27 protein-coding genes and 2 pseudogenes are annotated in these 26434 nt (G+C 60.4%); 16 read left to right on the top strand and 13 right to left on the bottom strand.

What is annotated here, in order from left to right; translation table 11 throughout:
- Window positions 1-156: 156 nt before the first annotated feature.
- From JQ616_RS39570 to JQ616_RS37500, 4 genes and pseudogenes are all read left to right on the top strand, one after another.
- Window positions 157-390, top strand: a pseudogene (locus tag JQ616_RS39570) (hypothetical protein); the annotation flags it as partial.
- Window positions 391-2928: 2538 nt separating this feature from the next.
- The gene (locus JQ616_RS37505; protein WP_212023207.1) at window positions 2929-3156 is read left to right on the top strand and encodes a hypothetical protein; all 228 of its coding nucleotides are present in this window, start codon (window positions 2929-2931) and stop codon (window positions 3154-3156) included.
- Between the two features lie 957 nt (window positions 3157-4113).
- Entirely contained in the window at window positions 4114-4338 is a 225-nt protein-coding gene (locus JQ616_RS39985) for a DUF6894 family protein (protein WP_433996039.1), read from the top strand.
- A 1081-nt stretch (window positions 4339-5419) separates the two neighbouring features.
- On the top strand, window positions 5420-6226 hold the full coding sequence (locus JQ616_RS37500) for a 3-hydroxybutyrate dehydrogenase (RefSeq protein WP_349630102.1): 807 nt from the start codon (window positions 5420-5422) through the stop codon (window positions 6224-6226).
- Between the two features lie 115 nt (window positions 6227-6341).
- Here JQ616_RS37500 and JQ616_RS37495 read toward each other — a convergent pair whose 3' ends face one another.
- The 6 genes from JQ616_RS37495 to JQ616_RS39730 form a co-directional block, all read right to left on the bottom strand.
- Complete coding sequence (locus JQ616_RS37495; RefSeq protein ID WP_212023206.1) at window positions 6342-7661, bottom strand: TAXI family TRAP transporter solute-binding subunit; 1320 nt, start codon at window positions 7659-7661, stop codon at window positions 6342-6344.
- Between the two features lie 557 nt (window positions 7662-8218).
- On the bottom strand, window positions 8219-8587 hold the full coding sequence (locus JQ616_RS37490; protein ID WP_212023205.1) for a hypothetical protein: 369 nt from the start codon (window positions 8585-8587) through the stop codon (window positions 8219-8221).
- 9 nt (window positions 8588-8596) lie between these two features.
- Window positions 8597-8890: a hypothetical protein gene (locus tag JQ616_RS37485; RefSeq protein ID WP_249137827.1), complete on the bottom strand. Its 294-nt coding sequence runs from the start codon at window positions 8888-8890 to the stop codon at window positions 8597-8599.
- A gap of 9 nt (window positions 8891-8899) precedes the next feature.
- Window positions 8900-9064 (bottom strand): hypothetical protein, encoded by a 165-nt coding sequence (locus JQ616_RS37480; protein ID WP_212023204.1) that lies wholly within the window; start codon window positions 9062-9064, stop codon window positions 8900-8902.
- The gene (locus JQ616_RS37475; RefSeq protein WP_212023203.1) at window positions 9061-9807 is read right to left on the bottom strand and encodes a CBS domain-containing protein; all 747 of its coding nucleotides are present in this window, start codon (window positions 9805-9807) and stop codon (window positions 9061-9063) included. Before JQ616_RS37475 ends, JQ616_RS37480 begins: the two co-directional genes overlap by 4 nt.
- A gap of 114 nt (window positions 9808-9921) precedes the next feature.
- Window positions 9922-10053 (bottom strand): hypothetical protein, encoded by a 132-nt coding sequence (locus JQ616_RS39730; RefSeq protein WP_283812716.1) that lies wholly within the window; start codon window positions 10051-10053, stop codon window positions 9922-9924.
- A gap of 504 nt (window positions 10054-10557) precedes the next feature.
- Between JQ616_RS39730 and JQ616_RS37470 the strand changes: the two genes are divergently transcribed.
- The 4 genes from JQ616_RS37470 (at window position 10558) to fixJ (ending at window position 13298) form a co-directional block, all read left to right on the top strand.
- Window positions 10558-10926, top strand: coding sequence for a hypothetical protein (locus JQ616_RS37470; protein ID WP_212023202.1), 369 nt, complete (start codon window positions 10558-10560; stop codon window positions 10924-10926).
- A 2-nt stretch (window positions 10927-10928) separates the two neighbouring features.
- Entirely contained in the window at window positions 10929-11150 is a 222-nt protein-coding gene (locus tag JQ616_RS37465; protein WP_212023241.1) for a hypothetical protein, read from the top strand.
- A gap of 112 nt (window positions 11151-11262) precedes the next feature.
- Window positions 11263-12693, top strand: coding sequence for a PAS domain S-box protein (locus JQ616_RS37460; protein ID WP_212023201.1), 1431 nt, complete (start codon window positions 11263-11265; stop codon window positions 12691-12693).
- On the top strand, window positions 12690-13298 hold the full coding sequence (gene fixJ / locus JQ616_RS37455; protein ID WP_212023200.1) for a response regulator FixJ: 609 nt from the start codon (window positions 12690-12692) through the stop codon (window positions 13296-13298). Before JQ616_RS37460 ends, fixJ begins: the two co-directional genes overlap by 4 nt.
- 49 nt (window positions 13299-13347) lie before the next feature.
- On the opposite strand, the gene JQ616_RS37450 is transcribed toward fixJ, so the two are convergent.
- A complete protein-coding gene (locus JQ616_RS37450) occupies window positions 13348-13824 on the bottom strand; it encodes a CBS domain-containing protein (protein WP_212023199.1) in 477 nt (158 codons plus the stop codon).
- A 269-nt stretch (window positions 13825-14093) separates the two neighbouring features.
- Here JQ616_RS37450 and JQ616_RS37445 point away from each other — a divergent pair, with 269 nt between their 5' ends.
- A complete protein-coding gene (locus JQ616_RS37445) occupies window positions 14094-14363 on the top strand; it encodes a hypothetical protein (RefSeq protein ID WP_212023198.1) in 270 nt (89 codons plus the stop codon).
- 88 nt (window positions 14364-14451) lie between these two features.
- On the opposite strand, the gene JQ616_RS37440 is transcribed toward JQ616_RS37445, so the two are convergent.
- Window positions 14452-14934 (bottom strand): CBS domain-containing protein, encoded by a 483-nt coding sequence (locus JQ616_RS37440; RefSeq protein ID WP_212023197.1) that lies wholly within the window; start codon window positions 14932-14934, stop codon window positions 14452-14454.
- Window positions 14935-15129: 195 nt separating this feature from the next.
- On the opposite strand from JQ616_RS37440, the gene JQ616_RS37435 reads away from it, so the two are divergent.
- From JQ616_RS37435 to JQ616_RS37415, 6 genes and pseudogenes are all read left to right on the top strand, one after another.
- Window positions 15130-15969, top strand: coding sequence for a universal stress protein (locus JQ616_RS37435; protein ID WP_212023196.1), 840 nt, complete (start codon window positions 15130-15132; stop codon window positions 15967-15969).
- Window positions 15970-15983: 14 nt separating this feature from the next.
- A complete protein-coding gene (locus JQ616_RS39980; protein WP_433996038.1) occupies window positions 15984-16106 on the top strand; it encodes a hypothetical protein in 123 nt (40 codons plus the stop codon).
- Window positions 16107-16334: pseudogene (locus JQ616_RS37430) on the top strand (c-type cytochrome); the annotation flags it as partial. It lies immediately after the preceding gene.
- A gap of 71 nt (window positions 16335-16405) precedes the next feature.
- Window positions 16406-17128, top strand: coding sequence for a CBS domain-containing protein (locus tag JQ616_RS37425; protein ID WP_212023195.1), 723 nt, complete (start codon window positions 16406-16408; stop codon window positions 17126-17128).
- A 74-nt stretch (window positions 17129-17202) separates the two neighbouring features.
- Window positions 17203-17460, top strand: coding sequence for a hypothetical protein (locus JQ616_RS37420; RefSeq protein ID WP_212023194.1), 258 nt, complete (start codon window positions 17203-17205; stop codon window positions 17458-17460).
- Window positions 17461-17581: 121 nt separating this feature from the next.
- The gene (locus tag JQ616_RS37415; protein ID WP_212023193.1) at window positions 17582-18259 is read left to right on the top strand and encodes a helix-turn-helix domain-containing protein; all 678 of its coding nucleotides are present in this window, start codon (window positions 17582-17584) and stop codon (window positions 18257-18259) included.
- Window positions 18260-18803: 544 nt separating this feature from the next.
- Here the strand turns inward: JQ616_RS37415 and JQ616_RS37410 are convergent.
- The 4 genes from JQ616_RS37410 to JQ616_RS37395 form a co-directional block, all read right to left on the bottom strand.
- On the bottom strand, window positions 18804-20129 hold the full coding sequence (locus JQ616_RS37410; protein ID WP_212023192.1) for a glycoside hydrolase family 16 protein: 1326 nt from the start codon (window positions 20127-20129) through the stop codon (window positions 18804-18806).
- A 417-nt stretch (window positions 20130-20546) separates the two neighbouring features.
- Window positions 20547-21557 carry a UDP-glucose 4-epimerase GalE gene (gene galE / locus JQ616_RS37405; protein WP_212023191.1) on the bottom strand — a complete coding sequence of 337 codons (1011 nt, stop codon included), beginning with the start codon at window positions 21555-21557 and terminating at the stop codon, window positions 20547-20549.
- A 45-nt stretch (window positions 21558-21602) separates the two neighbouring features.
- Window positions 21603-22607, bottom strand: coding sequence for a glycosyltransferase family 2 protein (locus JQ616_RS37400; protein WP_212023190.1), 1005 nt, complete (start codon window positions 22605-22607; stop codon window positions 21603-21605).
- The gene (locus tag JQ616_RS37395; protein WP_349630101.1) at window positions 22604-23803 is read right to left on the bottom strand and encodes a glycoside hydrolase 5 family protein; all 1200 of its coding nucleotides are present in this window, start codon (window positions 23801-23803) and stop codon (window positions 22604-22606) included. The genes JQ616_RS37400 and JQ616_RS37395 overlap by 4 nt, the downstream gene beginning before the upstream one ends.
- A 214-nt stretch (window positions 23804-24017) precedes the next feature.
- Between JQ616_RS37395 and JQ616_RS37390 the strand changes: the two genes are divergently transcribed.
- Window positions 24018-25229 (top strand): FAD-dependent oxidoreductase, encoded by a 1212-nt coding sequence (locus JQ616_RS37390; protein WP_212023188.1) that lies wholly within the window; start codon window positions 24018-24020, stop codon window positions 25227-25229.
- Between the two features lie 52 nt (window positions 25230-25281).
- Here the strand turns inward: JQ616_RS37390 and JQ616_RS37385 are convergent, their stop codons facing one another.
- Entirely contained in the window at window positions 25282-26418 is a 1137-nt protein-coding gene (locus JQ616_RS37385) for a GNAT family N-acetyltransferase (protein WP_212023187.1), read from the bottom strand.
- Between the last annotated feature and the right edge of the window lie 16 nt (window positions 26419-26434).

The raw sequence follows: 26434 nt of genomic DNA, 5'->3' as shown, positions 1-26434 counted from the left end.
TAGCTGCCGAGTCGGCCATCGCTTCTCCTGGGGCAAAAGGGAGTAGTGGTCCGGCAGGGGTCGCCCGTTTCCAAGTTACGGGCGGTTCCACTTCCAGGTTTCACCCGTCATCATTGGAACGACAATCTTCGATCTCATCTGCGCGGGGTGAGGCTCTATCGGTATCGTGAGGTCAAGTGCCTCGGCTGCGAGACGCATCAGACGGTCGCATTGGATATCGTAAGGCGCCCGAAGTGGACGCCCGTCCACGAACTCGAGCGCTACATGCGCTGTAGGCAGTGCTCTCGATCGAATGGCTACGCCTTCAAACGGAGCCATCTCGTAGCTTTGCGTACGAACAAGATCTCGGCCACGAACCCGCCCTCGACGTGGTGGCCGGGAGAGCGCTAGGAGTCGTTCCCGTGAAGCTCAATTGAAACGATCGGCGAAATTCGCCGGTAACATTTAACTGCTAGTCTTCCTGGATTGATCTGGGGAGAATTTCAAATGGTTGCTCTTTCGAAGGCTATAACGGATGTCCGTGCCTCCCGTCGGCCGATTTCGAGCCTTGCTCTGGTTACACTGTTCAGCATTGTCGGATTGGTAGTGTCGATGGCCCTGGCGCGACACGGGATCGACATCGCGGCTGGCATGTAGCGAACGATCGCATACCGCTATGTCAGCAGCGGGACGATAACCCGTATCTTCACGGTACAGGACGGCGGCGCCGATTGCTAAATCACGCTTATGCCGACAAGCTATGTCCACCGAGGCGTCACGTTCAGCGTGACACACCAATACGACGACCAATTCGAGATCGTCGTTGAGATGGACGAAGAGGTGATACGCGGCGTCGTGCGCACGAGGTTGCCTGAACTTGCAAAGCGGCGCGCTGAAATGCTCATCAACCGCAAACTGAAAGATAGACTCAAGCTTGTATGAAAGTGCTGGCCGACAAACATGTCCGGCACGCGAGCAGACTCAATCGATAGGCCTCTCTGAGCACAATCTTCGTCGCGCAAACTTGATCATCCCAACGGCGAAACGCTCCTCCCACAGACGTCGTTCGACGAAACGGGTCTCGACGTCATTAAGTCTGGTTCGCAGCAGCCCTTGATAGTGTTCGACGTTTCGCTCGTGCGTCCGCAGCGATGCGGCATTGCGCTCTTCCATGGCAACTCTCTCCATTCTAGAGGGACGACAGCAGAGCTGTCCTGCGAGACGAGCCTCACACACCAAGCTTAGATTCATCTAGGGAATGAGAACGGCCGGCATCGGCTTTGTCGGGAGCGGAATAAGGGCGCTAGGTTGGACTGGTAGCGCTGCTACGGCGGCAAGCAGCACTAGCGCAACTACCAAAGATTTCGCCATGGGTTCCGGCAGCAATGAAATCAATGAATGGGTGCATTGTAGCACCCGGTTTACGATATTCTTGTGAACCCACTCACACGCCAAAAGGCTGGCGAAGACTATTGAGCTGGGTTGCACATGGGATCGGCCAAGGCTGGCTCGCACGAGAGCCGAACGCTAGTGAGACTTCTAGACTATTTTTGTTTCGGCAGATTGCTCGGCACAAATTGCACTACCGGCCCGAGTTCCATCGGGCGTAGGCTCCGGTTCCAACGCCGGAGCAGTGTCATGGGCAGTGGCATCTTTGGAAGCGTTTGCATCGTCCTAGTCGGACTAAGCCCCCTCGTCATCATCGGCATAGCGATGTTCGTGCAGTAAAGCGCGAACCTGGCCGTACGCACCAGGCGGACAGGTGGAAGGTCCCAGCAATCGCCTTTCCCTCTACAAGGCCCCCAAGGTTGCTGAGGCCACTTGTCGCAGACGCTCATAGCCAAACTGGGTCATGAACCTTTTGGCCGGACGTGAGACGGACCACCACCGGGATTTTGCAACAACCTTCTCGGGGCTAGGGCCAGCGCCGTTCGCGTGTTTTCAAGCGGACGGCGTTGTGCGTTTGAGACCCCGTCCAGCGTCCAAGCACTGCTGGCTCCGATGCTTCGCGGTGTCCGCAGTTAGAGCACTCGAATAAGCACACTCGCGGCCTTCATCGTCATAGGTATCAATCGATGAACAGTTCGCTCGTTCCCACACTGATGGTTGAGCCTACCCACTCGGCAGGAACATTGCGCCCCTTACAATTGTTTGTTTGAGCACGGAACGGGACCACGGACGTGAGAGACAATCTCGAATATTCAGCGAACCGGCTGGTGGTCGTCGAGCAACCCGGCGGCGGGTTCCTGGTTGAGATCGCGCCTCTAACGGGCGGTCAAACCATCAGAACAATGACCTATCAAAGTACGCGGCAAGAGATAGCCGCAGCAAAGAGGACAATCGACGGGCATCCGGAAGGCAGACGCGCCCCGTCCTCTCAACTAGTTCCTTTGGGTTCAAGCGAATTGGAAACAAGCCACCGAAGTTGCCCGTGCGGCGCTGTCTACGACCGTACCCAGTCCACCGTAGAAGATCGCAAGAAAGGTAGCTTTGCATGCTCCGTCTGCGGTACAACGCTGGAAACGTGGAACTCGGCTTGGATCCCGACATACCGACTTCTCGCGGGACCGGTGCGGCCGCCCGAATAACCGGTCGGCCAGTGAGTCCAAGGATCCGCCCTCTCTGCCTGCTGGTTTATGAGCAATGGATCAAGGCGACCACGAGGGTCTGCTTCCCGCGCTAAGGCGCGGCTATGCTCGACTTGCGAGTTGGATGGTCCGCGGCAATAGGACTCCCGAGCCGAGCCGACAACCAGAGCCAACGCGCACCGAGACACCGAACAGATTGCCGCAATCCTCGCGGCACACAGAGCCCCCTAGATCGTAAAGGCTGATGCTAACGAGGCAGCGCATACCGAACGGTAAATGATGGACCGTCTCCCGCCGGAGCTTCATAGATCACCACATCAGCTGGTCCCATAAGCTGACGCATAGCGTCGCAAGCAATCGAATGCCTGTTCTGATCCGGACTCACTATCCGATGCAGTTCACCTGCATTGATCTCGATATGCGGACGCCCTTGTCTGGAAGCCCTCGCGATTTGAGCCTCGGCTTCTTCCCGGAATTCTTCCGTCGTGGGCACGGCTCGCCCTCATTGCAATTGGTTCTCAAGCAGCAATTGATCAGTAAAATCTCGACCACTTTAGCATCGCGCCGCACGCTCTCAACCTTTGTTTGATGACGGCGGATTTTTCGCCTTCAGCAAGCGCTAACGGCATCCGCGCAAGCATTCAAGCCGCTCCAGGATGGCCGGATCTACATGGAGTGCCAGTAGCAGGCGCCCTCTAGGCCCCTGCGATCCTGAACGAATCCGATGCGGGGAATATTGTTTGTTGTCCACAGTGGGTATCGCGCCACACCGCACGGGTGGGAATCGCCGTAACGTTCACGCCTATTCTTCCCACTTGAACCCATTGGAGGTTCAATGCCTTCTTGTGGGCAGCTGACGCTGATCGAGCATTTGCCGGACTGATTGTAAACGCATCGCGACTTCACTTCCAAAACGGCGCGGCTGGCGTGGACCTATTTCGAGCTGAGAAGATCGCCTCCGTCCCGGACCGATCACATCATGACTGCCGCTTTTGTGGAGCTACGCTCACTCTTGTTAGAACAATCATGGAATCTGAGAGCGGAATTGTCATTCATACGTTTGAATGCGGGCTGTGTGGAGACCGCACTTGGACCGACTAAGGTCAGCAGGAAGCTGCAACTAGGACAGCACCGGTCCTCATAAAAACACCAGCGCCCCTTACCCGGCGCTGGTGCGTAGTTGCGCAGGCGTTGTAGCATGCCGCTGCGTACAGAGATTCTCCGCAAACTGGCCCCCGCAAAACAATGCACAATTGGTCTATGCGGAACTCGCCAAACCGGTGCCTGATACCTATCTTGGAAGGATGCCGATCACGCGAAAGCCGATCGAAATCCCGCCCAAAGGTCGCCCGGAAATTCGCCGATCGGTTCGAGCTGTCGACGACAGCCATCAGGCGCTAGAGAAGGCAAAGGCGCTTGCCCGGCGACATAGGGACGCTGAATGAAATGCGTTCGCGCCTCCCTGCCCCCCGAGAGCGCGGCGCGCCGGAACATGCTCAGGAACAAGCCTGCACCGCTCCCGTAGCCGCCCAATTAGGAGGCGCGGATGACACGCTACTTTTCCGACATCCGAGAAGGACGCGATCTTTGCCCCGACGATGAGGGATTGGAACTCAAAGACGTTCGTTCCGCCAAGATGGAGGCTGCCGCCGCGTTGGGTGGTGTGGCCAGAGAGGCTAAGAGACTCGTTTCTAGATTGGTCGCTTCTCACCCGGGCAAACTTCGACCTGGCCAACGTAGTTGCTCGGCTCGACCTTGCAGCCCGGCTTAACCGGTCTGCATCCTCCCGACGAATTGCAGATCATTTGCCCAGCCGGCGCTGGTTGGGGCTTCGACTTTGCCTTCGCGCTCTGAGCGAAGGCGCTCTCAAGCAAGCCGCCCGATATCGCTAATGAGAAAAATCCGGCCACTCCAACAGACAGCGCAATTCGCATAATGAACCTCCAAATGCTGATCGGAACGCCGCTTCGAACGGTGCGGACGGCGTTATGTTGTGTTCGCCTCGCAAAAAACGGCCCCAGCGAGGGGGTACAAGCTGAGGCCAAGTCAGAAAACGATTAGAAGCGCGCTGATGCCCACGATGAGCGCGATGAACGCAAGAGCCACAAGGCTGTACTCGACGCCGTTCATGGCCCAGTTTCCCGAGCGTTAAAGAGGAACGGCTCCGACGCTGTCCGGGGCTAGCAGGCCAATGCGGCGGGCCGTCCTCCGCGCCCATCCAAGAGCGCTATGCACGGTACCGGGAAAAGACGGCACGGACATCGGGAAAAGGTAGCAATAATTGGCAATAAAGGAGGACCCCGCCGCCCGGTAATCAACCGGACGTCTCTGAGTCTCCTTTCGCATTCAGCGCACGCTTGATCCAGATCAACGGACGCGCCGGATAGGCATCATCGCGTTGGGCCTCCGCCCTATCGCGATAGCTGCAATTGCATTGTTTGTTTGAAGAAAGATTCGCTTGCCGATATACCGGCTGGGTCTGTGAGAACCATCCGGATCAACCGTGGACTGGCGATCACGCTTGCCGGTGCGGAGGCGCTGGAGCGCCTTGCCCTAAGTGCAACAGGCCGAAGCCGGATGATGAATCGCCGCGGCTGCCACGAGGCTTTCGGAGCATGTTCAGCCGGCGCGACCGCCGATAGCGTGCGCCCATGAAAAGCAACGACGGCGAGCTCGAGCTCTGCGCCCTGAGCCTAATTCTGGTGGCGTGATCTCCGGCCCTAGTCCAGGTCGTGTCTGCGTCGGCTGATCGAGTGTGTGACGAGCTAAGGGCTTGAGCTGTAGCTGGATCTTGGGATCTGAACCGACCTAGTATGATTATGTGTTCATTGAACGCTGCGGGGGAAACGAACGTGGAGCGAGTTCTTGAAGGACGAACGGCGTTGGTTACAGGGTCGGTTCAAGGCATCGGACTCGCCATCGCCCAGGCGTTTGCGTCTGCAGGCGCGCGCGTAGGCGTGCACGGACTGGCCGATCAGAGCAAGTCGACCGCAGCAGTGAAAGCGCTGTTGGATAGCGGTGCGTCCGATGCACGGTTCTTCGATGCAGATATGCGCTCGCCGGGCGCTATTGATCGAATGATGGCCGAGGTCGACGCTTGGGGTGGTACAGACATCTTGGTGAACAATGCCGGCATTCAGCATACAGTATCTCTCGCGGATGCCACGCGTCAGGTGTGGGACGATGTCATTGCGGTCAATCTTTCAGCTGCGTTCGACACGATGAGGCATGCGCTACCGAAAATGGCCGAGCGAGGCTACGGGCGTGTGATCAATATTGCTTCCGTGCATGGGCTAGTCGCATCGGTCAGCAAAGCTCCTTATGTTGCATCGAAGTTTGGCTTGATTGGCATGTCGCGTGTGGCTGCGCTTGAATACGCCGCAGTCGGCTCACGAGAAAACGGCGGGGTTACAGTGAATTGCATATGCCCTGGCTTTATTGAAACGCCGCTCATTGAGCCGCAGATCCAAGCGCGAGCCGAGCGTTTTGGGGGCGATCGCGACGCAGGTATTGCTGATCTGCTGGCGGAGAAGCAGCCGAGCCGGCGGACCTCTCAGCCCGAGGAGATCGGCGCCCTTGCGCTTTGGCTGGCGCAGCCGATGTCCCATAATATCACTGGAGCGGCCATTCCAATCGACGGAGGTTGGACTGCTCAGTAGCCGGGATACATTTCTGGCCGACTAGTCGCATGTAAATCCCATCGCGGACGCCACCCGTAGGGGCCAGCCTGACGCTGACATCGTCCGCCAAATGCGGGGCCCTCCCCGCCTTGTGCTATTCGGCTATTGCCCGCTCCGCCCCATTTGGCTGCGGCGCAAACCGACGACGGACGATATGGATGTGTCCGCGCAGGTCGTAGATCTGATCGGCAAACGCCAAGGGAAAGCGTATTTGGCTAACTGCCCTTTCGATGCGGTCGAGTTCAGCTTGCTGCGGAGTCAGATCGCCGCTGCTCGCCTTTGAATCAATCGAGATCTCTAGCGACTTGAGCTCCCCGTACCAATAGAGCAGTCGCCGGCGCATAATCCATTGGTAAAGCAGCGGCAGATAGTGAAACGCCGGCAGACCAATCGCGATGGCCGTCACGAGTACGGCGATCGCTCTTTGCGCATGGACAGTCATCCATAGCGGCAAATGTCTCTGCAAGTACGAAGGGCCATTCTTGTAGAACTCGATGGCGGCTGCAGCGACGGGAAAATCCGGATCCGTTGGCTTTGGAAACTCGCCGGCGCGTTGAAAGATTCCCGGTTTGCTGTGAACGTCCACCATTGTCGTCAGCAACAGGCTGACAATCGCAGGGTGAAGATCGCTGCGAACGAGAACACTGCTCGTCGTTGCGATGAGAGAGATATCATTTGGTGGGATGTTTGCTTCGACGTCCACCACGCCCTGGGGGAGCACCAACCGGACCAGATTTGGAAAAATGCGGGTGAATGCTTCGGCGGTCGGGAAATTCATCAGGCGGACATTGGGCGCCCGTAGCAGTGATTGCACAGCCGATGCATCAGGCGCACCAAGGATCAACGCGGCATCCAGCTTTCCGTCAAACAAAGCTTGAGCTGCCGCGCTCCCCGCCAACGGCACAAGGGTTGCTGTCTCGGCCGAAACACCACCTTTGCCAAGGATTGCTTCAGCGGTATGGCGCGTGCCACTTCCAACCGGCCCAACCGCGATTCGCTTGCCTCTGAGCTGGACCAGGCGGTCGATGGGCTCGCCCGATGAATAGAAAATCCAGATGGGGAGATAATCGACGGTGCCGAGGGATAAGAGGCCCGATGAAAGTGAGGCGTTCGACACGCCACCGGTAACAAAACCAATCTGAACCCCCGAGTTAGGGTCTTGCAGAAAGGCTAGATTCTCCAGCGCACCATCAGTCTCCCGCAGGTTCATGGCCACGTTAGCCTTGGCGAAATGCTCACGGTAGCGCTGCCCGAACCAGTCGAAGCTGGCGCCTTTAAACGCAGTAGCCATCGTTACTTTCGAAGGTGGAGCGGGCAGAAAATAGCTCAGAATGAGCGAAACAACGCCGATGATGCCTAAGCCGATGAGCAATCCCACCAGCAAGGTCCGGCGGCTGAATCCGAGAAAAGGCATTCGGTTTGCTCAAAATAAGATGCATGGCCCGAAAAGCAGAGAATAGGGAAATGTGTCGACGCAGTCCAGATTACCCGAGCCAAGATCGTCTTGGCTTCCTCAACGCCAGCCCTTTGGGGCAGGACCGACGCTATCAAGTTTAGCGACCCGGCCGGCTTTCAACCGGAAGCCGACATGACTGCCCCGGCGAATGTCAGAGCGTGTTAGGGTCATCGAACCTTTAGGCTCAGAAGCTCAATTTTCATACTTTAGCAACGCGCATTCCCGGGAAAAGACCATGCCAGCTTACATGATTGCCTTGAACCGAAGCGTAAGTGATCGAGCGGGACTTGAGGCGTACTGGAAAGCGGCGCCGCCAACTTTTGATGGCCGCGGTGCCAAATTTCTATCTGTCTATCCGCCTACATAATTGGAAACATGACTCGTGAGCTAGAGCGCGGTCTTGCTTTGAGCGATCAATCCCTCGATCTCAATCCGAATTTAGCTCAGGCATGGGCGATCAAAGGCTACCTCAGCGCTCTGGCTGGCGATCTGGTCGTGGCACGTCATGCCTTAGATCAGGCGACACGACGCAACCCTTCAATTCCGAGGATGCTGGGTGTGCCTCCGCCCCAATGCAGCCTGGCGACATGGGGCGGTCCCTGCATGAAGCTGGCGGCGAGAGCGATCTCCGTTTCAAGCGCTTCGCGATAACGCGTCACGATGCTGTCGCGAACGGCCGTTTTGGTATTGCACCCGCAATAGAAGCACAGCTCCCGAAAGTACGGCACGTGCAGGTAGATCGAGATGATCTCACCGGCTGCAAGCTTGCCGAGCCAGTTCGCAAAATCCCGACCGGCGACCAACGGCGTGAAATCCGCGGCCGTCGGATAGGAGGTGTATCTGGGGACGTTGAGCCCTGAATACCGGCGAGCGACGCTGTCCACGATTTCCGCCTAGCCGCCCCATGCCGAAGGCATCCGCAGTTCGATGGAGTCAGCGAAGATGGTCCAGTCCCGGACGCCCTTCTGTCGGCAGAAGTCTGCCTCCGCGAGCTGCGCGGCCGTGGTGAGCGAGCTCGCATCGACCTTGAACATCGCCTGACAGGCCCGATGCTCGTGACCGGTATCGTCGCATACAGTCTTGATGAAGCGAACGTCGAACGATGGCATGACACCCTCGGATAGGCTGGTTCGTTGATTGCATATCTTGACGGCGATACGCTCGTCCGCATTGATCTGACGCAACATCAGAACTGTTTATGCGGCGTCCCGGCCGACCGTACATGCAGCTGCGGCGACGGCGAAGCCGACGATCACGCACACCGTGAGCAGGCTTGCGAGCAGGTCGATATTCAGCGCAGCGGCGGTGACCGCCGCTGCCACAACGAGCACGCAGAGCAGCAGTACGACCTGCTCCATCAAGCTGCCCCCTCCTTCGCGGCTTCAGCGGCCAACTTCTCGTCTTCGGCAGACTGAATGTAGAAGCCGGAATAGGTATCGACGTAGCAGAGATGATCGTGCACGGCCTTGACCCCAGTGACGTTATCGGCAGCAACAATGGCAGCCCGCCTTGCACGCTCGTCGGTGATAATGCCGCGCAGATGCACGATGCCGCCTTTCACCGTGACCTGCAGGCCGAGCGGGCGCCAATCGCGCGTCTCAAGGGCACGCACGATGCGATCATGAATGTGTTGATCGTCCGCCGTCGGATCCGGGATTTCATGAGCGATTTCTGCGACCGCGCGCAACAGATCGGAACGCGTTACCATTCCGACTAGGCGACCGTTGCGCGTCACCGGCACACGCTTGATCCGCTTCTTTTCCATCACATCGACAAGCTCCTGCAGCGGCGTCTCTTCGGTCACCGTAACGGGATCGCCCGACATGATTGCGCCGACCCTGCGGCCCCGCTCGTGCAGGAACTCGTCAGCCGCAAGGCCAGGGCCAACAAGGAATTGCAGCCAGCGGGGACGCCGGCGTTGGGTGCCAATCTCGCTCCGCCGCAGAAAATCGCTTTCCGAGACAACGCCAAGCAGCTTGCCAGCACCGTCGACGACTGGAAGCCCGCTGATATGATGATCCATCATGAGCGTTGCGGCTTCGAGGATCGAGGTGTCGGTTCCGACAGTGATGACATTCCTCGTCATGACCTGGTGTGTGCGCATGTGCATTTTTCCTTTCAACTGCACGCACTCTCGCATCAGGCGACGTCGGCGACATTGACTCGCCTCAACCTCAACAACCTCGGCCCTGATTTGACGTCGATCAAAGCACCGCAATCAATAGCGAGCGAGGATTGCTTCATCATCGTGCTCTGTCCGGCTGCCGCGGGCGGTCATATCCTCGGAGGTGAAAATCATGCTCAGTGCCGTGCTAGCGACGATCGGGGTCGTCGCGATCACCGTCGTCACATTTGCCCGCCTGGTATTCCCGGTTCGGCGCGCCGCGCTGAGGCCGTTCGTCGGCCCAAGCCTTCGGCGGCCTGCACCGCGGCGTCGACCGTTCTAAGGCAGCAACGGGTTTTTGACCTGCATCAACAACTCACAATCCCGGACGGCTAGACTTGCGTTTTCGTTGAGGTTTCGCAAATGGCCGACAGACAAGCTTGGCGCCCTATCATCTTCTCGTGCCCGGCCACCGGCGACCGTGTTCAAGGCCTACTGCCGAGCGAGCGATCCGACAGTGACGGCCCGCACCCAATGACTTGCACTGCATGCGAGGGCATTCACCTCGTCAACCCTCAAACCGGTTCGGTCATCACACCGACCACGGCTAACTTCGCCGCCTGGCCCCGCTAGCTTCACCCTGCTTGAAGGCTGCCCGGGCCACTGGAAAGCATTGCCGCGGTTGACGCAAATCAACAGGCTGAGCGATATCGTGGGACAAAGGTCTTCCACTCACCGAGGACGTTCAACATGACAGATCACAGCAAAAATCGGCCAGGCACGGGTGCCGTCACCGAAGCGATCCAAAGCGCCGCCAAGCGGGCAATCGCGGTGCAGTCCGAATTCTCCGAGAAGCTGATTCAGGCCAATCGGCACTGGCTGGAGCAGATCCAGATCGAGTCGAACGAGGCTTGGGAGCTGTTCCGCAAGTTCAACTCAAGCACCTCGGTGGCCGAGAAGATCACGGACTTGCAGGACTGGATGAAGCGCCGCACGGCGCGCGGTGCGGAGGATGCGACCTATGCGATCGAGACCGCACGTAGCCTGAGCACCATCGAGCTGAACCTATTCGCCCGGAAAACCGGCGACGAGGCCGAGCCGACCCGGAGCGCGGCCTGAACGTGCCGGCACGAGGTGCCCATGAGCCTCCGAAGGCTGACGAGACATGGGAGCGGATTGAATCCGCTCCCTTTGACCGCGACCTGGAGCTTGCGGTCATCGAGGGTAACGCCATCCACAAGCTGGTCTTTCCCTGTCGTCGTTTCGCCGGCGGCTGGGGCAAGGTCGGGACCGCCGAGCGCATCACGGTGCTGCCAACTCATTGGCGTGTCTGGGTGAAGTAAAGCAACTCCGAATGTATTCACTGGAGTTGAGCCGGCATGTGCTGATCGGCCGGTGGCCTTGCTCGCCCGAACATTGTACTGTCGGACGAATGTAAGGCTCTCTCGGGGAAAGATGTCCGACCGCATCTGGTATCGCTATGGCACCGCCTTGGCAGCAGCAGCGCTCGTCCTTATGTTGCGCGCGGCACTGGACCGCTTTTTTGAAGACCGGACTTTCACAATCATCTACGTGCCCGTCGTGCTGTTTGCCGCGTTCGCCGGCGGTCGCGGCCCTGCACTTCTCGCCACCGTTCTCTGCCTCGGCATCAGCGCCAAGTCCCTCGGCAAATCGCTTGTCACCGATCCCGCGAACCTAATCGATATTGCATGCTTCGCGATCCTCGGCCCTATCCTCGGCTTCATGGGCGATCGGCTGTTGCGGGAATCGAAGCAGGCACGGGACCGCCAGGCCCATCTTCAATCGATCCTGGATACCGTGCCCGACGCCATGATCGTGATCGACGATCGCGGGATCGTTCGCTCGTTCAGCGCCGCGGCCGAGCGCTTGTTCGGTTGGTCGCCGGCCGAGATTGTCGGAAGAAATGTGTCGAGTCTGATGCCGCAGCCCTATCGCGGCGAGCACGACCGCTACCTCGAACGCTATCTGACCACCGGGGAGCGTCGCATCATCGGCATTGGCCGAATTGTGGTCGGAGAGCGGAGCGACGGCTCGACCTTCCCGATGGAGCTCGCTGTCGGCGAGGCCAAGGCACCCGGAGACCGCTTCTTCACCGGCTTTGTGCGCGATCTCACCGAGCGACGAGCGCAGGAGCGCCGCCTGCAAGAACTGCAATCGGAACTGGTGCACGTTTCGCGATTGACCGCTATGGGCGAAATGGCATCGTCCATTGCCCATGAGATCAACCAACCACTCTCCGCCGTGACGAACTACATCCGCGGCGCAACGACGCTGATGGCGGCCGAAACGCTCGATACCGCGCGAATGCGTGACGCCCTCGATCGTGCCGCGCAACAGGCGTTAAGGGCCGGGGACATCATCAAGCGCTTGCGCGAATTCGTCGCAAAGGGCGAAACAGAACACTCGCTGGAAAGTCCGGTCACCCTGCTCGAGGAGGCCGTCGCCCTTGCATTGCTCGGCGCCAAGGAGCAGGGCGTCCGAGTCGCCATTCGAAGCGACCGAGACATGCCATCGATCATCGTCGACAAGATCCAGATTCAGCAGGTCGTGCTGAACCTCGTCCGCAACGCGATCGAGGCGATGGCCACCAGCGCGCGTCGCGAACTGACCGTTGGCGTCACCAAGACGGGAGATGAGGCGATCTTCACCATCGCCGATACCGGACCCGGCATCAGCTCCGGCATCACGGATCGCCTGTTCCAGCCTTTTGTCACGACAAAGGAGCACGGTATGGGCGTCGGACTGTCGATTTGCCGGACGATCATCGAAGCCCACGGAGGCCGCATTGATGCCCTGCCGAACCCGGGCGGCGGCACGGTCTTTCAATTTACCCTCCCCTTTGCGGAGGCCGGAGAAGAGACATGACTGCGCGCCGCACAATCCTTGTCATCGACGATGACTCCGCGATGCGAGATTCACTCGCGTTCCTCCTCGACGTCAATGGATTCTCCGTTGCGACCTTCGAGACGGCGACCGATTTCCTCGATCGCTTCGCGCGACACGCCGTTGACTGCGTCATTTCCGACATTCGTATGCCGGGCATGAGCGGCCTAGAACTTGTCCGCAAGCTCAAAGCCGACGCGATAGCCTGCCCCGTCATCCTGATGACCGGTCACGGCGATGTCGCCCTCGCGGTGGAGGCGATGAAGGCGGGCGCGATCGATTTCATCGAAAAACCGTTCGAGGACGAGACCTTGCTGCGCGCGATCCGGGAAGCCCTGCAGCCACAGTCGACGACGCCGGCCGACGGTGCGGTCCGGCGCGACGCTGAAACCCGCCTGGCAGATCTCTCGCCGCGTGAACGAGACGTGCTGCGGGGACTGGTGGCCGGCAAGATCAACAAGATGATCGCCCACGATCTCGGCATCAGCCCTCGCACGGTCGAGGTCTACCGCGCCAACCTGATGGCCAAGACCAATGTACGTAGCATGTCGGAGTTGATGCGGATCGCGATTGCCGCAGGGCTCTAAAGTCAACCGCAAGTACTTCGTTCAAGCGATCGAGGAGAAACGACCCGCTCTAGACCAAGCGCAGGCGTCGTGCCGTCTCGCAGGGAACGAATGACGGCGCCTGCCGCTTCGTACAGCGCGCCAGGGCGCGCATGACGTCTTCGCGTGCGATGATGCCGAGCAGGTGATGATACCTGTCGATCACTGGCAGGCTCTTGAGGCGATTTGCGACCATCAACTGCAGGACGCGCTGCAGATTTACATCCGGCTCGACCGCGATCACCTCGCTCGACATGATCTCGTCGACCGTCGTTCCCATGCGATCGGCATAGTGCGGCAGCATCTGATCGGGTGTGAAGGCGAACGTTTTTAAGGCATCAAGCTTCGTGACGAAGCCGACCACAACATCGTCGCGCAGCACCGGATAGGCGTCGTAATCATCCCTGGCAAACAGCCGATAGAGGTCGCCGACGGTCATCTCCGGAGCAACACTCCGCGCCGACTTCGTCATATTGTTCGCGACGGTCTCCTGAAGAAACTCGTACATGGCTGGGCTCCTTGTCATTGGCCAAGTTCTGCTCGGGCGGCTTGCACAGTCCTGTCGACCGCATCGCCTTGAAGCGAGGCGCCTCCCGCATGAACCTGAAGCTAATCGGAAGCGCCCGACGGGCGTTGACGGGGATCAAAAGCGCAACACGTTCGTTCTGGCGCCAACTAATTGCGGAATCTCGCGCGGAGATCGCCTACGGGAAAATCCGGAATTGGCACTCTCGCCAAGTTCGAACAACATCGCCCTGCAATTGACAGGAGGACCAGATGAAGCCGCAACTGTCCCTGCTCTTTATCGGAAGCGCCGTGCTCTCGGTCGTGCTCGCAGTGGCCTGCGACTGGTTCTTCCCTGACGTTCTGCCGCTTGCTTCGACCGAGCCACCGCACGCCTCCTGGCGGCTCGACGCAGCCTTCGTTCTCACCACGATCACGTGGACCACGACCTTTGTGTCGGCAGCTTCCGGATTGGCGCTGTTTCTGCGATACGTCAACGACGCGGCAAAGCTCGAAGAACGCCAGGCGCGGGTCGATCGATGAACATGACGGCTGGTGCGCCCTGCTGTGCGCCTTGTCTCCGCAAACCAGCCGTTGGAGAAATTGCTGCGATCTGCAATTCGATGCGCCATCACTTCGCGGCGGTCAGTTCCGCGCTCGTCGTGGCGACCTCGCTGCTCCATCTGCGCTCGAGCACCGCCAGCACCTCCCGGCGGCTAAGGACGCCGAGGACTGATCCAGCGTCAACGATCAAAACCTGATCGACTTTGTAGAGGTCCATGTGTGCAATGACTTCATCGAATGATGCGTCGATATTCGCGACGACCGGCGAAGAGTTCATGAAGATGGCGACGAGGAGCATTCCGTCACGCTGGGTAAGCCGTTCCACAGCGCCGAAAAGTTGCCCAGACCGGCTGCCCGATGAGGCGCTCATTTCGGCCTCGTCAAATTGGAGAAAATCAGCGTCCGAAATTGCACCGACGAGAATGCCGCGATCGTCGATGACCGGGAGAGCGCACTGACCGCTCTCGAGCAGTAACTTGATGGCGTCGAGCAAGGCTGCGGTTGGCGCAATCGATGCGAACGAGCTACGCATCGCTTCGGTTGCAAGCATCGGACTTCCTCCATCGACAATGACCGGCGAGCGCGACGCGTTAACCCCTCTTTCGGGCCGACGCACGATAGCAGAATGCTCCTCCTCCGTTTTTGATCTGGATCAACTGAAACGGACCGCTGCAAATGAGGTAGATCAAACTGGCCACCGCTCAGCCGTGCTTTGATGAAGCAATCCGCGCCACGGAGAACGGCGATGTTCCACAACATACTGGCCCACATTCCGACGGAACGTTTGGCGCGAGCGGCGGTCGACGGGGCGATTTCGCTGGCGATCAAGATGGGCGCACATCTCGACGCTGTGGCGATCGGGTATGAAACCGCCACGATCTCCCTCGCCGTCGACGGCGGCGCAGCGGTCGCCTCGATCTTCGAGGTCGAGCGGGAGGAGGCACTAGAGCGGGCCGAGGCTGCGCTCCGGGTCTTTGACGCGGTAGCGCGGCATGCGAACATTTCCTATACGATGCGCGCCGTGAGCGCGTCCCCCGCCCAGGCGCGATCAATTGTCTGTGCCGGCGCGCGGCTGCACGACCTGACAATCATCGGACAACCGGAGCCCAACCATACCAGCTACGACAATGTGATCCCGCAGGAGGTGCTATTCCAGGCTGGCGGCCCGGTCCTGTTCATGCCTTATACGTTTAGGGGCACGTTCGCCGCCAGACGGATCGGAATCTGCTGGGATGGCAGCCGGCTCGCTGCCCGTGCGCTGCGAGATGCAATGCCCTTGCTCCGCATGGCCGATGCGCTCACGGTGATCACTGCGGTCACCGGTTCGGCATGGACGCTGCCCGAGGCCTCGACCGACCATTTGATGCGGCATCTCGCAAGGTTGGGCCTTCCCGCGCGATTGGCGTCGATCCCGGCGTCCCGGTCCGAGGTTCAGCCAACGATCGTGTCGCTTGCCGCGGACGAGAGCCTCGATCTGCTCGTGATGGGCGGATATGGCCATTCTCGTCTGCAGGAGACGCTGCTCGGCGGGGTGACGCGCGACATGCTTCGGTCGATGACCGTTCCTGTCTTGATGTCGCACTGATGACGAGAAGAGCGATGAGACAGGTCAGTTCGATCATGCGCGCCTGCGGTGGCGTGGTTGTCATGATGATTGCGATTGCGCTGCCGACGGAAGCCGGCGCCGACTTCGAACAGGGACGCCGGTTAGCGCGGCTCTAATGCGCGCGATGCCACTCCATCGACAAGGTTAGTCCAAGCCCGCTGACGATCGCGCCGCCGTTTCGCACTTTGCACCAGCGCTATCCGGTCGAAATGCTGCAGGAAGCGTTAGCAGAAGGAATTGTCACCGGACATCCGGCAATGCCGGAGTTCAGCTTCGAGCCAGATCAGATCAATGACTTCATCCTGTTCCTGAAATCACTGGAGAATGGCAAGGCGACCGACTGAGCCAGATCAACACGCGTCGCCCATACATCGCTATCCATTAACTACCAAGGTTACTGCAGCGGAGGTTGAATATGCGTGCTCATCAGATCATGACTAGGCATGTCGTCGGCATCAGCGCGCAGACCCCCATCGCTGAAGCAGCCAACATCATGCTGCGCTGCCATGTGAGTGGCTTGCCGGTCATCGACGATAAGGGTGCGCTCAAGGGAATCATCTCCGAGGGCGACTTTCTACGCCGCCGCGAGATCGGCACCGAGCGCAGGCGGTCGGCGTGGCTCGAGTTCTTCGCGGGCGTCGGCACCGCCGCCACGGATTTTGTCCACGAGTGCGGCCGCAAGGTCGAGGATGTGATGACAGCGAACCCTGTCACCATCGACGAGCAAACGCCCCTCGCCGAAATCGTTCAGCTGATGCAGAAACACCGTGTCAAGCGATTACCCGTGATGAACGGTCCGGCCCTTGTCGGAATCATCACCCGCGCCGATATTCTCCGGGCGGTAGCCACTCTTGCGCACGAAATTCCGGATCCCACCGCCGACGACGATCACATTCGTGAACACATTTCCAGGGAAGTCTACGCCACAGCCTGGCGTCCGGCCGGGTTTCAGGTCCAGGTGCGCGGCGGCGATGTACACCTGTATGGCGTGATCTTCGACGAACGCGCGCGCCGGGCTGCAGTCGAACTGGCCGAGGCCACGTCCGGCGTCAAGAACGTCCACGATCATCTCTGCTTCGTCGATGGTTATTCGGGCTTCTACGTGGCATCCCCGGAAGACATCAAGGCGGCCAGCTGACGGTCCGCCGCCAACTGATTCCTACATCGTCATCTTCGGTATCACCGGGCCAATTGAGTTTGAGAGAGGCATCGATGCACGAGATCACACACTTCATCGCGCTGCCCTACGATCACGCGGACCGCCAGCTTGTTCCCGGCCAGCAGCTCAAATGCGCCAATCCATCCGCTGCGATCGAGCATGCCAAGCACTTGTGGAAGGTATTGGGCCACGCCGGCGCCGCCGCGATCATCCGGAGCGGTGACCCGGAGACCGGGACCACGGTGCTGAGGACATATGGCATGGTGCCGACGAACCTGGAGCAAGCCCTGCGCGGGACCCGGGAACATTGAGCCACGCGCGAGGACCTACGTATAGTTACGTAGGTGGCTTCTACTTAGGGGAAATATCCAAATTTTCCGCGGCACCAATAAGGATCAATCTGCACCCGTTATCCCGCGATGGAGTGCCGTTATGCAGACCCAGGCCGCCGTTTCCTTCGAGATCGCCCGTCATCCAGTCGGAACCGCTCCGGCTCAAGCCCCGGTAGCCGGGCCGTTCGGCGTGACCGGCACGGCGATGCGGTTTGCCCGCAATGCCGAGATCTACGGCGAGGACGAGGATGCCGAGTATGTCTATCAGGTGATCTCCGGCGCCGTCCGGTCCTACAAGATCCTGGAAGACGGCCGCCGCCAGATCGGTGCATTCTACTTGCCAGGAGATGTTTTCGGTCTCGAGGCCGATGAGGCCCACATCTCGTCCGCCGAGGCGGTTTGCGAGACGCGTCTGTTGGCGGTGAAACGCAGCGCACTGTTGGCGCGGGTTGGCCGGGAGAAGGAACTCGCGCGCCAGCTCTGGAATGCGACCGCCCGCGAGCTGCGCCGCTTCCAGGAGCATTTGAGCCTTCTGATCAGCAGTGCTGAAGAACGCGTTCTGGGCTTCTTGCTCGATATGAAACGCCGCGCCGCGAAGAACGGCGTCGTCGAGCTGCCGATGTGCCGGCAGGATATCGCTGACTACCTGGGCCTGACCATCGAGACCGTTTCGCGCACCTTTACCCAACTCGAACAGAGCGGCGCGATTTCTCTGCCGACATCGCGTAGGGTCGAGTTGCATAGGCAAGCAATGCTGAATCGTCTGGCTGCGGCGTAGTGCCCACCCAACGAAGCGGCGTGCTGGCGCAACACTTTAGCCTTGCAGGCACCGAGACTTCGGACGGTTTGTCTCGGAGATCTGAGCCCGACGACCAAATCGCGCCGACGGTTGAACCGGGGGTTGGCGGCCCAAAACAACGAAAACTGATGTAAATTCTGGTGGATCTGGCGGAGAGAGAGAGAGAGAGAGAGAGAAGTCGAACCTACGAGCCATGCCGTTCAGCGGTCGGGATCGCAAGCTACGCCAACCGCACCAGTTTCGCACCAGAAACGATCCCGCCGAGCGCGATAAACACGGCCAATCATCACAAAAAACGTAGAATAATCAAAGGCTGCATCCCGTTTCCCGCCGCTCATAACGGTCTGGTTGCAGGTTCGAGTCCTGCCGGGCCCACCAAGAGATCAACATCTTACCTGGTCCTCGTTACCCGCAGAGCGGCGACCGCACCGGCGCACGACGTTGCCGGACGATACAGGCCAAGGCTCACCACACAACAGATTGCCCCTTGAAGGGCCGCCCCCACGTGAGGCCCGCTAACGCACTAGCTCTGAGGTTTGGTCAGGAACGAGTTCTGAGTCCAGTCGGCGCCGGCTATCGCTACAGCGATCGAACCGCCATTGTTCGGACCGGAGCTACTGGCCAGATACTGGTTCAGCAACGCAAAGCTGTTGCTTGGCTCAGACGCCGCCGCCGTGCCCTGATTTCCAGACCATGAGCCCGTCTGCCGTGTGGTGTCAGCCAACGAGCTCGGTTGCGCAAAATCTTGGTTTGCCCAGCTTCCAGTGCTTGCGCCGGTCGTGCTCGCCGACCAGCCGGACGGTGAAGCCATTCCCATCGCGCTTAGGAAGCTGGGGACGGTCGTTGTAGTAACCGTGCCCGGGTCGACTGCCGCGGTACTCGGCGAAGTCGGGTCCGAGGTTGCAGCCGGCGTGACAACAGTGGTCGGAGCGGCAATTGAGGTAGCGGTCGTGTCCGAAGTGCTGGTCGTGGCCGGCTGTGACGGGGTTGTCGGGGTCGTCGTCGACGCCGATCCGGTGACGTTGGCACCGGTGACGGAGCCGCCGCTTCCGGCCGCCCGATAAAGCTGAATCTCGTCGATCTGCATCGCCATCGATGAGGGAGTCGAACTGTCGAGCGCAGTATGCCAGCCGGCCGCGTTCGAATTCGCGACCTGGTTGCTCATGATCAACTGCATCGGCTCGTTCGGAATCGGGACCTGCGCGCTGGTCACCGTCGCGATCTGCCTTCCGTCGAGATACCACGTGATCGATTGGCCGGGCACCCAGTTGATGCCGTAGATGTGGAAGCCGGCCGTAAGGTCGATGCCGGTGTTGACGGTGCCGCCGACCGTCCCTGAGGGCGTGTGAAGATGCCAGGTGAAAGCCTGGTTCGCCGGCCCGTTGCCGGTATATCCCCCCTCCTGGATATCGATCTCGAAATTATCGCCGCTGCTCGCGCCTGCGCCGGGCATCAGCCACAGCCCCGGCCATGCACCGTCGCCGCTCGGCGCCTTCATGCTGATCTGAAGGTAACCGCCATCAAACTCGAGATTTCCGTAGCTGCTGACGGCGCCGGACGTGATCGGAAACGACTGCGCCGTGCCCTGATTCATGCCGGTGACATTCTGCCTGATCGCCGTGAGATCCAGGACCCCGTTATTCACGGTCACCTGGCTCGGCATGTCGTAATCAGCGTCGTACGGTCCGCCCGGCCCGCTTCCGCCCGATCCGTTGCTATTCCACGCCCACCCGTTGGCGGCGCGACTGGTGATGTAGTTGTGCCAGTAGCTGTCCAGCGTCGTGCCGGAGAAGCTTTCCTGATAGACGAGATTGCTTGACGTGAATCCTGCTGGCGCGGCAAGTGCCATTCCATGTCCCTTCCGGAAGATTGAACGAAGAATTCCACCGTCGCGAACTGCGCGACCCATTCCAACATCGCGAACTGCGCGATCATTCCCCTGCCGCGAAACGCGCGACATACTGCACGCCCGGCGCACGTGATGCGCGGGCACATTTCAACGCAGTGGAGATTTCGAGGTACGCCCCTTCGACTGCAGGTCGGTTGGCTAAAGATCAAGTATGGCGAAAAATGGTTTCAAAATGAACTTCACACAGGCGTTTGCGGAGCCGCTCGCCTTATTCACATAACATTTTGACGCGGAGGCCTTAGTTCGATTGGGATTTAATTCTCGACGCGATCGCCACGAGATCGTCGATATCGAGGCCGCGCGGCAAGCGACTCGAAGTCGCGCAGCGGCGTGCTGTCCGAAACGGAGACGGAAAAGCTAGATGTGGCGATATCCTTCCGGATTCTTCAGCTGCCAGTGCCAGTGATCCGCGCACATCTGCGCCAGCGACTTGGCCGATTTCCAGTGCAGCGCCTGTTTCGCAAATGTCGGATCGGCACAACAGATCGCGACGTCGCCGGTCCGCCGCTCTGCGATCTCATACGGAATTGGCCTGCCGCTCGCGGCTTCGAATGCGCGAACAACCTCCAGAACGCTGCTGCCGTTTCCCGTTCCCAGATTGACCGTGAACACCCCGGGCTGTTCGAGGTGGCGCAGGACAATGAGATGGCCGGCCGCAAGGTCGACGACGTGAATGAAATCCCGGACACCGGTGCCGTCAGGCGTGTCGTAGTCGTCTCCCCAGATCCGCAGCTTCGCGCGCTTTCCGATCGCCACTTGTGCGACCAGCGGCACCAGATTGTTCGGAACGCCGATCGGGTCTTCGCCGATCAGGCCGCTCTCATGCGCGCCGGCCGGATTGAAGTAGCGCAGGATGCCGATCCGCCAATCCTGCTCCGAGCGATGGAGATCCTTGAGCATTTCCTCGATGAACAGCTTGGTGCGGCCGTAGGGATTGGTCGGCGCCAGCGGGTGCCTTTCGTCGAGCGGCAGGTAGGCGGGCATGCCGTAGACGGTCGCTGACGAGCTGAAGACCAGCGTCCTGACGTCAGCCCGTTTCATTGCCGACACCAGCCGCATCGTTCCCACGACATTGTTGTCGTAATAGGTCATGGGATGAACGTTGGAGTCGCCGACCGCTTTCAATCCCGCAAGATGGATCACCGCGGTCACGCCACAGGACCGGAGCACGTCGTAGATCGCCTCTTCGTTGCGGATGTCGACGCAGTGAAAGCCAAGCGGCCGCCCGCATATTGCTTCAACACGCGCGAGCGCGGCTTTGTTGCTGTTGCAGAGATTGTCGATCACCACGACATCGAAGCCAGCATCCAGCAGCGCGATGCAGACGTGGGTCCCGATATATCCAGCGCCTCCGGTCAGCAAGATCATGTCAGTCACCGTATCGGTCGAACAGGCATTCCGTGCAATGCCGCGCTAGGATCTCTCGATCTGGGCGCGCGACGACAATTGCTGTGACAAGGCGTCGGCGATGCCGCCGAGCCGTGCCGTGGTGTAGGCAAACGCGGTGAGGCTGAAGCCGGCCACGATCGCGCCGGCGCGCCGCGCGGCGTCGAACTTGCCGCGCATCGCCGCCATGAGCTCGCTCGCTACGGCACGCGGCAAAACTTCGCGAACGTAACGCTGCTCGGACTTCAGCCCGTCACCGGCTCCCGCGAGATTGCGCAAGACCGCCTTGGCGGTGCCCTCGATCAGGCAACGCTGAACGAAGTAAGCCCAGGTGGCCCGCTGCGCGGGCACGACATGGTGCACCCGCGCCCGCCGTCGATAGGCCCAGTAGCCGCCGGGATAGAGGCGCGCGGCCCGGATGCAGAGCTCGGTCTCCTCGCAGCTCTCGGCCTTGCCGCCGAACCTCGCGCGACCGCTGACGGAGAATCCAAGCTTGCGGCGTCCGAGATCCGACGTGAAGCCGCCGGCAGCGCGCAACACGTCGGCCCGCACCGACATGTTGGCGCCGATCGGATTGCGGATGCGCCCGTCCTCCACATGCATGCCGGCATAGGTGCAGCCGACGACCCACCCGAACTCGGCGGGAAACCAGGAAGGCGGCGGTGCTTGCCACAGCGGCAGCACCGGTCCCCCCGCCCCCAGCACCGCTGGATCCTGGTAGGCCTCCAGCAGATCCTCAAGCCAACATGGCTCGGCAGCGGCATCGTCATCCAGAAAAGCGATGACCGACGCCTTGGCGTGCTCCGCCCCGGTCATCCGTCCGCCGGACAAACCGGGTTGGCCGATGTTGGAGAGGACGGTGACGCCACCAATCTCCTGCGCGGCACGCGTGCGCAGGGCTTCGTTGTTGTCGATCACCAGGATGATTTCCCTGGCGGACCGGGTCTGGGCGCGGACCGACGCGACCGCGCGTTGCAGCACATCCCAGCGGTCCAGCGTGTGCGCGCAAATCACCACCGAAGCCTCGATCATGGCGTTCTCCGTCCGCTATCCGAAGCCTGGCTGGCTTCGCGCGCCTGCTTCGCTCGTGCCGTCGCCGCCTTGAAGACGTTCCAGATCGCGCTTCCATCATTGCGGATATCGAACTGATCGTGTTCATCGGCAGGAAAGCGGCCGCTGTCCTGACGCGATACCAGGCGCCAAACCATCCAGCCGGCGCAATTGGGGTCGCGCTGCAGCTTGTCGAGCCACATCGCGTAAGCCGCAGCCGAGTCCGGATTGGAGCGCGCGTAACCGAACTCCTCGAGCAGAACCGGCTTGTTGGCGCGCGCCGCGATCTGGCAGAACTCGGTGATGCTGTCTGCGAACTGCTGGACCGTCAGTTTGTAGTAGAGCGGGTAGCCGTGCCAGGTCCCGAAATCGAGCGTCGCGATCGACAGGTCCGACAATTTGTCGGAGACATTGGCATGCCCTGAACTGACGAGATGATTGGGATCGAGGAACTTGACGTAGGCGGACATCTCGGTGGTCCACGCCAATCGCAAGCTCTCCGGACTGGCGTTGCCTTCGTTCATCAACTCCCAGGCCATGATGGTCGGGTCATCGCGGTAGGCAATTCCGGTGAGCGAATTGGGGCGCTGCACGACGTGACGAACCCAACTCATGTAATCGCGCCGCGTGCGCCGGTCGCGAAAGAAGAACCCGGACTTGTCCTCGCTGCCATACCAGGCCCGCATCTGCTGCGCGCCGCCGGTGTAGGCCCAGAAGTCGAGAAACGCGATGATCAGCTTCAGGTGTCGCTTGTTCGCTTCGGCGATCAGGAAATCAACCTTCTGCATCCCGTTGGCGCCGTCATTGAAGGCCATCCCGCCTTCGCTATCGTCCCAATAGATCAGATAGGTCCCCTTGACGCCGAGATCGCTCGCGTCGGCCTGCATCCGCCACTGCCAGATCGTCGCCATGCTCCCGTCGAGCGATCCGATGACGGGCTGAAGGAAGGTACGGACCACATTGGCGCCCATCGCCACCGCGTCGTCGAGCACGCGGGTGACTTCCTGCTGTGACCCGAAGGTGAGGTAGTGGTTGTTCACGCCGGTCACGAAGAACGGCTTGCCGTCAATTGTGAAATGCGTTCCCTGAGCCTTGATGAAAGGCGTTGGCGGCGGTCCGTCGGCAGCCGGGCTCTCTGCTGCATTCACCAGTGCCGGAGCAGTGAGAAGCGCATACACAAGGACACGCAGTCCAATGTTGCGCAGCCTGTCTTTCGCGCCTTTCCAGCCGACACTCATCCGTCCACGTGACTATCGCGCACAGGCGAACGCAACTTCCCCGAAGGATTACTCCCTTCGGCACCGTGCTCCGGCGGGCTGTTTTCTCTACAGTGACCCACGGGCTCCGGATCGAACATGGCAAGTTGAGATGCAGCAGTATGGATAGTGCGCCATGACGGACACTGACGTGGTGGTGATCGGCGCAGGCCTCGCCGGCTCGACCACCGCAGCAATATTGGGGCGCGCGGGCATCCCCACCGCACTGGTCGACCCTCATCCGGTCTATCCGCCGGATCTGCGATGCGAGAAGCTCGATCGCGGTCAGGTCGCGATTTTGCAGAAGACCGGTCTCGCCGACATTGCCCTGGCGGCGACGACGTTCGACGGCGCGATCCGTGACGGCAAGGCCTGGATCGCCCGCTTCGGGCGCGTGATCGACAAGCGTCCGGGTGGGCAATACGGTATCCTGTACGACAACCTCGTCAACGTGATGCGCAGCGCGATTCCGCCTGACGTGACGAACGTCGTCGCCAAGGCGGTTCACATCGTCACCGGCGATGACCGTCAGCAGGTCTCGCTGTCCGATGGCAGCACCATCTCAACGCGTCTCGTCGTGCTGGCCAACGGATTGAGCGTTGCGCTGAAGGACCAGCTCGGCATCGAACGCACCGTCACGAGCCCCTGCCATTCGATCACCATCGCCTTCGACATCAAACCCCGTTCCGGCAGGGCATTCGACTTCGCGGCCCTGACCTATTATCCGGAGCGCGCCAGCGACCGGATGGCCTATCTCACGCTGTTTCCGATCGGCGCGTCGATGCGCGCCAACCTGATGGTCTACCGGACCATGGACGATCCATGGCTGCGGGAGATGCGCCACAATCCGGAGCGCGCGCTGTTCGCTTTGATGCCGAATTTGCGCCGCATCATCGGCGACGTCGAGCTGGTTGGGCCGGTCAAGATCCGCCCCGCCGATCTCTATGTCAGCCAGGGCCATCGCCAGGCCGGGATCGCCCTTGTCGGAGACGCGTTCGCGAGTTCATGCCCGGCGGCCGGCACCGGTGCGGGCAAGGTCTTCACCGACGTCGAACGGCTCTGCAACGTCCATATTCCGAATTGGCTCGCAAGTCCCGGCATGGCTGTAAACAAGATCGAACAGTTCTACGACGATCCGGTGAAGCGCGAATACGACGAAACCTCCAAATCGTGGGCCTACCGGTTGCGGTCGATGTCCATCGAGGAGGGCATCAGCTGGCGCATCCAGCGCAGGCTACGCTTCTTCGTCGGCGCGGCGATCTCCGCGGCTTGCAAGATCGGCGTGATCTCCGACGGCGATCAGTTCGTGCCCGAAGGATGGACGCAGCGCCTGCGGGATCGCACCTAGGCGCGCTTGTCGCTGAGCCTACGATCGCCGAGGCCTTGGCGCGTCTGCGCGCTTACCGTGATTTCTGGATCGCGTGCCAAATTCGGCTGCGCACATTGCGGTACTGCTGATAGCCCTGATGCTCCGCCACTTCCATCGCGAAAGCCAGCGGATGACGTGCGCGGACATCGATCAGCGTATCGACCATGGTTCGTCGGCCGGTCCACAGCTGCGACATGATCCCATCCGCCGACGAACATGAATCGATCGTGTCGGTCTGACCGGATTCGAGCAGCTCTTCCGTGATCCTGCTGATCAGCAGCGCCCCCGGCGAAAAGCCGGCGAAGGACGCATCGAATGCGGTTTTCCATGTATAGGCCCGCTGGCCGCTGTAGATCAGGACCTGCGCCGCGATCGCAACGCCATCGACGCGCAGCAGCGCAACCGAGGCCAGGTTGTGCGCGGCAAGGTCTCGGATGAATTGGCGGGCAAAGCGCGCATCGCCGGCATCGCACAGCAGCGCCGTTCCCTCCTTGCCCTTCCAGCTCGCCGCCTCGAGCGCGAGAAAGATTTCGAACGCAGCTTCGGTCGCGGCCGGCGTTCGATCGTTCACAATCCCGACCTTTCCTGTCGCGGAGAGCCGATTCCAATCCTGGCGCAGCTTCTTGCGGGTCGATCCCGATTTCTTGATCCCTGCGCTCGGATCCGCAAACGGGCGTTCGATGCGCGCAAGCTCGCGGTGTCGTCCCCTGCCCTCGAGCTGCCGGAGCATCGCCGGATAGACGACGGGATCAGCTTCGAAGGAGCGCAATTTGATGATCTTGGGCAGTCGAATGTCGCGTCTGATCACGTCGAAGAATGCCGCCACCACCTCATCGGCACGCACGCTGTCGACCACGGCATTCGAGCTGAACGCATAGTTGTAAGGGATCGCTTCGAGGAACGCGGGCGCCGTCGGCAGATTGCGCCTCTCGCACAGCGCCCAAAAGCCGACTAGACAATGCGGCTTCACCCCCTCGTCCCAGGCAATCAGGACGTGGATCTTGGCAAACCCGGTTGCGGCGGCCGCAAGCAACGCCACAGGATGCATGAACGCGTTGCCATCGACGCGCGCGACGAGATCGTTCCACGGCTCGCAGAGTTCGGCACTCGGTGCGCAGCTGTATGCAGAAATCGATCCAATCTTGGTCGGCGACCAGCCCACATTCATGCGTCCAATTGACGCT

It is taken from the genome of Bradyrhizobium tropiciagri, from assembly GCF_018130545.1.
GTDB lineage: Bacteria > Pseudomonadota > Alphaproteobacteria > Rhizobiales > Xanthobacteraceae > Bradyrhizobium > Bradyrhizobium tropiciagri_A.
Note: the sequence above shows the minus strand (reverse complement) of the source record. Positions and strands in the feature narration are given on the sequence as shown.